Source organism: Winogradskyella litoriviva, assembly GCF_013249065.1.
In the GTDB taxonomy this organism is placed as follows: Bacteria; Bacteroidota; Bacteroidia; order Flavobacteriales; family Flavobacteriaceae; genus Winogradskyella; species Winogradskyella litoriviva.
Genome location: NZ_JABRWQ010000012.1, coordinates 1 through 7,676 on the forward strand (window position 1 = coordinate 1; position 7,676 = coordinate 7,676).

At 30.3% G+C, this 7,676-nt stretch carries 10 protein-coding genes; all 10 read right to left on the reverse strand.

What is annotated here, in order from left to right; all coding sequences use genetic code 11:
* Window positions 1-246 precede the first annotated feature (246 nt).
* Complete coding sequence (locus HNV10_RS16805; RefSeq protein WP_241695530.1) at window positions 247-768, reverse strand: hypothetical protein; 522 nt, start codon at window positions 766-768, stop codon at window positions 247-249.
* Window positions 769-934: 166 nt separating this feature from the next.
* On the reverse strand, window positions 935-1,429 hold the full coding sequence (locus HNV10_RS16810; protein ID WP_173302581.1) for a hypothetical protein: 495 nt from the start codon (window positions 1,427-1,429) through the stop codon (window positions 935-937).
* A 171-nt stretch (window positions 1,430-1,600) separates the two neighbouring features.
* Entirely contained in the window at window positions 1,601-1,963 is a 363-nt protein-coding gene (locus HNV10_RS16815; RefSeq protein ID WP_173302583.1) for a hypothetical protein, read from the reverse strand.
* A gap of 23 nt (window positions 1,964-1,986) precedes the next feature.
* Complete coding sequence (locus HNV10_RS16820; protein ID WP_173302585.1) at window positions 1,987-2,361, reverse strand: hypothetical protein; 375 nt, start codon at window positions 2,359-2,361, stop codon at window positions 1,987-1,989.
* A gap of 179 nt (window positions 2,362-2,540) precedes the next feature.
* Window positions 2,541-3,071, reverse strand: coding sequence for a hypothetical protein (locus HNV10_RS16825; RefSeq protein ID WP_173302587.1), 531 nt, complete (start codon window positions 3,069-3,071; stop codon window positions 2,541-2,543).
* A gap of 615 nt (window positions 3,072-3,686) precedes the next feature.
* On the reverse strand, window positions 3,687-4,250 hold the full coding sequence (locus HNV10_RS16830; RefSeq protein ID WP_173302589.1) for a YIP1 family protein: 564 nt from the start codon (window positions 4,248-4,250) through the stop codon (window positions 3,687-3,689).
* 156 nt (window positions 4,251-4,406) lie between these two features.
* Window positions 4,407-4,970, reverse strand: coding sequence for a hypothetical protein (locus tag HNV10_RS16835; RefSeq protein WP_173302591.1), 564 nt, complete (start codon window positions 4,968-4,970; stop codon window positions 4,407-4,409).
* A gap of 158 nt (window positions 4,971-5,128) precedes the next feature.
* A complete protein-coding gene (locus HNV10_RS16840) occupies window positions 5,129-5,602 on the reverse strand; it encodes a hypothetical protein (RefSeq protein ID WP_173302593.1) in 474 nt (157 codons plus the stop codon).
* Between the two features lie 703 nt (window positions 5,603-6,305).
* Window positions 6,306-6,743 carry a hypothetical protein gene (locus tag HNV10_RS16845; protein ID WP_173302595.1) on the reverse strand — a complete coding sequence of 146 codons (438 nt, stop codon included), beginning with the start codon at window positions 6,741-6,743 and terminating at the stop codon, window positions 6,306-6,308.
* Window positions 6,740-6,901 carry a hypothetical protein gene (locus tag HNV10_RS16850; protein WP_173302597.1) on the reverse strand — a complete coding sequence of 54 codons (162 nt, stop codon included), beginning with the start codon at window positions 6,899-6,901 and terminating at the stop codon, window positions 6,740-6,742. Before HNV10_RS16850 ends, HNV10_RS16845 begins: the two co-directional genes overlap by 4 nt.
* Window positions 6,902-7,676: the final 775 nt, after the last annotated feature.

The following is a 7,676-nucleotide window of genomic DNA, read 5'->3' on the forward strand; positions in this document are numbered from 1 at the left end:
AACGTTTTAAAATTCAGAATTCGAGTGAGCTTTTTACGTTCAGTTCGGCTTAAAGACTTGATTCTTTAGCGTTCAATTCCGATTTTGAAATTGCGCTGCCTTATTAGAGTTAACGTGTTTGTGTATGATTTCGTTGCGTGATTTAGCAACTAAATTAGCAAATACAAACCGAATAGAAAATCCGCGAGGATTTTCGTAAGTAGGCGAGTACTAGCAATGAATTATACACGGTGTTGTGCAACGTATTTATATTTTCTTAATAATCCAATTCGATATTTTTTCAATTCGGAATATTATAATTAGTGTCAAAATCGTTTTTAGAATATAATTCGCAACTGCAAAATCAGGTAATTCAATTTCTTCATTTCCATTCAGGCTCGAAATGAATTTTGAGCAGTAATCAATCAAGTCCGGAATTAGATAAATTAATTTCGCCAACCATATAACTCCAACTGTCAATAAAATCACTTTTGTCAGAGATTTAGCATTCAGTTCCGTTTTTATTTCATTGTCCGTTTTTATTAGTTTTTTAGCAATCCATTCCGCTTTCACGAATAAAAATATGGAAACGACAATGTTCGCTATTGTCAGAAATGTTCCTGTAAAATAAAATTTGTCAATCGGTTCAATCAACATTTCATCAAATCGAGCCATAGTTGCAGATAAATAAATTGACAAAAAATAAGAGCCAAAATGGTCAAAAATTTTTGTCAGTAAAAATATTCCAGCAATTCTAATTATTAGAGCTGTTAAAATTCGGTTTGTCATTAACTTTCGGTTTTGGTCATATGTTGCACAACGTGTTTGTATATGGTTTGTTGCGTGGTTAAACAACTAAGTTAACAAATAAAAACCGAATAGAAAATCCGCAAGGATTTTCGTAAGTAGAGTAGAACCAAGCAATAAATTATATATAGTGTTGTAGCACGTTTTTTTAATTCAGTTTTATTATTCCGTTATCTTTCAATTCTTTCCGCCATTCACTTATATATTCTTGTTCAACAAGTTCCATTTTTAATGAATTCAAATCGATTCCGTTATTTATTTTTTGATTTTTATCAGTCACTTTATATAAATCAGAAATCGCTGGTGGTTCTGCCCATTCAAGAGTGTATTGAAATCCGTCAACAATTAATTCCGTTTTTGGGTCAACTTTTAAAATCAGATAATCGTGAAATGTTTTTCGAGTTCCGTCAAATGAGTCGCCTTTAAATTCCGCAATAAAAAAGTAAACATTAAAATCTCCCTTTATTGGTTCAAATGCTTTTTTCAGTCCGTCGTTTTTATAGATTTTGAAGTCGTCAAACTTCTTAAATGCTTTATAATTAATATCCGAGTTTTCAGTTTTTGAAATAAGTTTATATACTTTCTCTTGTCCGAAATTCAGATTGTAAATTAGAAGAAAAATGATGATTGTTAATTTCTGCATTTCGTTTTTCTCAAATGTGCTACAACGTGTTTGTGTATGGTTAGTTGCGTGGTTAAGCAACTAAGTTAATAAACATTTACGAACCCGTGAATATTCCGCAGGAATATTCGCAAGTAGAGAATAAAAAAGCAATTAAATATACACGGTGTTGTAAGTAGTTTTTTATTTAGTTTATAATGTATTTGTTATTTCTTTTTCGTAAAACTTCCCTCTATCGTCAGTCGCAATAACTTTTGGTCTTTTTCCATTTTCCCAAATAAGTTCAAATGATTTTAGAGAGTCAAATTCTACGTTTTGTGAATTGAAATGCTCACTTATGTTATCATACCAATATCCAATTGATTTAGTAATTCGGTCAGAAATCATTGTCTTTGGTTGGAATTCTTTAGTTTTCCAATCAATTTTTATATCATAATTCTTTCCACTTATTTTATTCAATTCATCAATTACAAAATCAGAATCAACATAATTTTCATAGCTTAAAAAACTATGTCCGAAATTGTGAATTGCAGATGGAATATTTTTATACTTCATAATCTAAATTGCTTAAATGAATTTTAAAAATTAGATTTCTCCATTAATTCTATTTGATTTTTAATATGTCCAGATAAAAATTCTTTTTCTTTAGAGTTCAAGTTTTCCAGAATTCCAACTCGTCCATAAAAACTTATGTTTTCATCGTCTTTATGAACTAAAACAATTAAAGGAAATCCAGTTTTCGCCTCAAACATTTCCAAGTCATTTTCCATTCCAGATTTCGGATTGTCACGGTCAAGAAAATATTTAAATCGAATGTTTTTTTCAGTGGGACTGTCAAAAGGGTCGCTTGTCGAAATTGCTGATTCAATAAAGCCTTGTACTTCATAAAAGTCAGACTCATTATAATCAGAATAACGTTTTTCGGACTTGCAAGATGAAAGTCCAAAACTCAATAATATCAATATGATTAGCGTTTTTCTCAAATTACTTACAACGTTGTTGTATATGGTTTGTTGCGTGTTTCAAGCCACTAATTTAGTAAATAATTACGGACAAAGAAAGTCCGCGAGGACTTTCGAAAGTAGGCAAAAAGCCAGCAATAAATTATATACGGTGTTGTAAAACGTATTTTTTATTCGCGATTCATTTCTTCCATAAATGCTTTGTTTTTATTCGCAAATATTTGAAGACTACTTTTCAGCTTATTAAAAACAGAAACCTTTTCAAACTTTATTTTAGTTATAGTTTCAATTTTTTTTAATTTCTCAAATTCAGGTGGACTTATTTCTAAATTTATTTCAAACTTATCCAATTTTAAAACAAACTCCTTTCCTCTTAATTTCTTGATTCTTATAGATTTGATTTTATTCAAATCGATTGTTTTTCTCCAGCCATTTTTCAATATTAGAACTGATTCACGTTCAATCGTTAAGTTTCCTTCTTTTGAATATAAAAAACTATTCACGAAGAATAAGATTAATGACAAAATCATAAATGAAAGTGAGGCAATTCCAATTTCACTTTCATACTTTGAAAAAGAATTATCTGAATTGATAGAGGTTAATCTCAATAAAAAATAGAAATATAAAACTCCAATCACTTTAAAGAAAGTAAAATATTTATGTTTAAATATATAATTTTGTTCAATTATATCGAATTTCATTCTTTTATGTTTTACAACGTGTGCGTGTATTACTTAGTTGCGTGGTTTAAGCAACTAAGTTAGCAATAATTTACGACATAGAAAATCCGAGAGGATTTTCGTACGTAAGCTCAATACAGCAATTAGTTATACACATTGTTAGCTGTAGTAAATTTGTGTTGTGCTTTTTAATCCCATTTCCGATTTAGAGTAGTAGAGTAGAAGTCAGATTTCGAGTAAGACTATCGTGGATCATTATTTTATTTAAGCTGCTTAAACAAGCTTAAAATTCGTGCGTAATGCAATTCAGATTTTGAGTCAGAAATTCCGACAGAGTAAGATTCCAGAGTTGAGTGAAAAATTCGTGCGCTGTGTTTGTCATTCCAACGTTTTAAAATTCAGAACTCGAGTGAGTTTTTTTGAGTTCAGTTCGGCTTAAAACGCTATATATGTGCGCTTCAAATTCAAGTTTAGAAACTGCGCTGAGTTATTACAGCTAACGTGTTTGTGTATGGTTAGTTGCGTGGTTAAGCAACTAAGTTAGTAAACTTTTACGAACCTGTGAATATTCCGAAGGAATATTCGCAAGTAGAGAAGAATACAGCAATTAATTATACACGGTGTTGTATGCAGTTTTTATTTAATAATTAAATGTGGTAATAAAAAATATAATCCAATTATAAATCCAATTAAAATTGATAAATTCAATATTGCTTTTATTGCTCCATATTTGTTGAACTTTATTAATCCTTGAAATATTATTTTGATAGAAAAAAACAAACTTAAAAACAAACTTACATTTCCTAGATTAATGTTGTTATATCTTTCTATTTCGTATTCAGTTTTATTCAATATTCCAATAATAACTAATCCAATAATTATTGGAAAATATGAATAAGCCAAGAGAGAAAAAATCTCAATATAATTGCCTTTTCCTTTAATCCATTTTCCTACTTGATAAAGAATGTAAGAAAATAAAAAACCAATTAGTATAGATACTGAAACATACATTCCAAATTCAAATAAATTTAGAAAAAAAAATTTGTCATTAGTATGCTCATTAAAATCAACTATAAATTTGACTATACCGTATACACCAAATATCAAAATACTTTTTCTATGCAAATCATCTTCAAATTCTTCATCTAAAAGATTCAGACCTTTTTTGGTTGAAATTAATGTTACCAGTAATGATTTCATATCTGTTGGTTAAATTGCATACAACGTTGTTGTGTATGGTTAGTTGCGTGATTCAGCAACTAAGTTAGCAAACATTTACGAACCCGTGAATATTCCGCAGGAATATTCGCAAGTAAGCTCAATGAAGCAATTAAATATACACGGTGTTGTATGCAGTTATTTTATCAGTCGGAATGAATTCAGAAACGGTTCTATTAATTCTTGTTCTTCTCCAAGATAGGTTAATTGGTAAGACCTATTTCCAACAAAGAAAATTTTTCCTTTAATTCCTCCTTTTACTCCTCTCGGAACATTCGCGTCTGGGTTTAAAGAGAATTCATAATAGATTCCTTCAAGATTATGTTGTTCAGTCGATTCTTTTTTAGTCAACTTAAAAACTCCTCCATACTTTGCTTCGGTTGTTTTCAAAATTTGGTCATAAGCTTGGTCTTTGTCCCAAGACTCCATAACATATTCAGGAAAATCTATGTATTCAGCCATATATATCATTTGTTGTCCAGCGACAGCTTGATAATTATAGATTTTATATTTATCAGTTCCAATTTGATTGTCAATAACTCTCAAAGTTGGTTCTATTGGAAAATCAATTATAAAATTTCCACTTTCAGAAGAAAACTCATCAGATTCAGTTTTTTCCATTTCGGCTTTGTCTTTCGTTTGTGATTGACAAGAATTAAAAGTGAAAATTGTCATTAGGATAATCAATAAATTTCTATTCATAAAGTTTGGTTTTATTGCATACAACGTGATTGTGTATGGTTAGTTGCGTGATTTAGGCACTAAGTTAGCAAATAAATCACGGATAGAATATTCCGCAGGAATGTTCGTAAGTAGGCTTAAAACAAGCAATTAATTATACACGGTGTTGTGCATAGTTTTTAATTTTCCCAAACAGAATAATCTAGAATTTTCCATTCTCCATTTTGTCTCAAGAATTTTCCACTACAACCAGCACCTTCTATTTTATAAGACAGTCCAAATTCAGTGGTGTCTTTATTTATTTTTATTTTATTGATTATCACAAAGTCTTTAATTCCTTCGTTTTCTAATTCCGATTTTGATAAGATTCTAACCTTTTGTCCGAACTTATTTAGATTAAAGTTTTTTTTAATCATTTCTGTTTCCAAAACTTTTACAGGCAATCTTTCTTCCAATTCAGAATGGTAAATCCATTGAAGTTTAGGTAAGTCAAGAATTTTTTGAACAATCAATTCGGTTTGATTTGATTTTATTAATTCCGTTTGAGTGATTGAGTTTTCAGATTCAGATTTTTTTCCCATTTCTGCTATTTCCGAATTCTTGCAAGAAATCAGAAGTAAAAGTGTCAATATAAATCCTATAATTCTATTCATTTCGTGGGTTTCTTAAATTATGCACAACGTGTGCGTGTATTACTTAGTTGCGTGGTTAAGCAACTAAGATAGCAAACATTTACGAGCCTGTGAATATTCCGTAGGAATATTCGCAAGTAGAGACTAATACAGCAATTAGTTATACACATTGTTAGCTGTAGTAAATTGGTTTTGCACTTTTTAGTTACAGTTACAGTTACAGTTACAGTTCAGATTTAGAGTAATAGAGTAGAAGTCAGATTCCGAGTTAAACTTTGTGTATCATTTTTCTATTTAAGTTGCTTAAACGAGCTAAAAGTCCAGCGTAATGCAATTCAGGTTTCGAGTTAGAATTCCGACTGAGTGAGATTCCAAAGTTGAGTGATAAATTCGTGCGTTGTGCTTTTCATTCCTACGTTTTGAATTCAGAATTCGAGTGAGTTTTTTTGAGTTCAGTTCGGCTTAAAACACTTTAGATACGTGCTTAAAATTCAAGTTTAGAAACTGCGCTGAGTTATTATAGCTAACGGCTCAGTGTATGAAATGTAGCGTTTAAAAAGATACTACATTTTGGGTTTAGCACAGAGCCAATTTTTTATATTTTGATTTAACTTCTCAGTTTTAAAGCCAAATTAAAAACTTGGCGGTCTCAGCAAATAAAACAAAAACCTTTCGATTGAGCACTTACTAGCTATGTTTTATACACCGTGTTGTGCAATGTTTTTTATAATTGCATTTCATAAAACAGTAAGATGTTTTCTTTTTGATTCCAGTAATAATTTCCACCATAGCCTGAGTAAACAATAAATTCAGAGTTTGGTTTAAACCAATTTGGTGTTTCAAACCAATCAGGACCTCGTGTTAAATGATTTGTATTATCAGAATTGTATTTTCCTAATAAGTTTTCTTCACTTCTGTAGATTTTAAAAAATCTAGTTATCCATTTTTTCGATGGTTTTAATTCCAAAAATACTACATATTCATATGTCCAATGTCCGGATTTCCAAAACTGTCCGTTTATTATTTCGACATCTTCTCCGATATGTCCATTTTCCCAATGCACATACGCTTTTTCTGAATCATAAGTTTCCACTCCACAACTTGTCAGAAAAGTTATTAAGAGTGAAAATAGAAAAATCCGCATAATAAATCCTTTAATCATCCACCTTTTAGTTCTAATTCGTTAACATTTTTGTTTACAAACTTCCAATTCTTTTTATCAATATTCGTAGTGTCTATAATTGTGTTTTTATTAAAAGGAAATCCATACTCAACTTTTACAATTCTTCTCTTGTAACCAAAGGTTCCAATATCTTTCATTTGAAATTCAATTGTCAATTTTGAATTATTTCTATTCTCAAAAAGAACTGTTTGTGTTTTATAACAAGAAAATAGGTTCGAAATGTAAAAAGGGTTCATCAAGAAAGCAATAATGGATAACAATCCAAATACCAAAATTACTATAAGTAGTTTTTTCGTATTCACTTTTTTTTCGGTAATGTTGCACAACGTGTTTGTGTATTACTTAGTTGCGTGGTTTAAGCAACTAAGATAGCAAACAAATCACGAATCAGTGAATATTCCGAAGGAATATTCGCAAGTAGAGCAGAAATAAAGCAATTAGTTATACACAGTGTTAACTCTAGTAATTGTTTTGTTTTTTATTGAGTTTGTAGCTAAATTCTGCCGTATTTATTTTCACGCATGAGTGGGAAATTCGCGCGTTGAATTTCCAGTTATTATTCCACAAACTAGCTAAAATTCAAGCGTAATGTAATTCAGATTTCGAGTAAGAATTCCGATTGAGTGAGATTCTAGAGTTGAGTGATTAATTCGTGCGTTGTGCTTTTCATTCCAACGATTTAAAATTCAGAATTCGAGTGAGCTTTTTACGTTCAGTTCAGCTTAAATAACTTGGTTTTTTAGCGTTCAGTTCCGATTTTGAAATTGCGCTGCCTTATTAGAGTTAACGTGTGCGTGTATTACTTAGTTGCGTGGTTTAAGCAACTAAGTTAGCAATAATTCACGACATAGAAAATCCGAGAGGATTTTCGTACGTAAGCTCAATAAAGCAATTAGTTATACACAGTGTTAA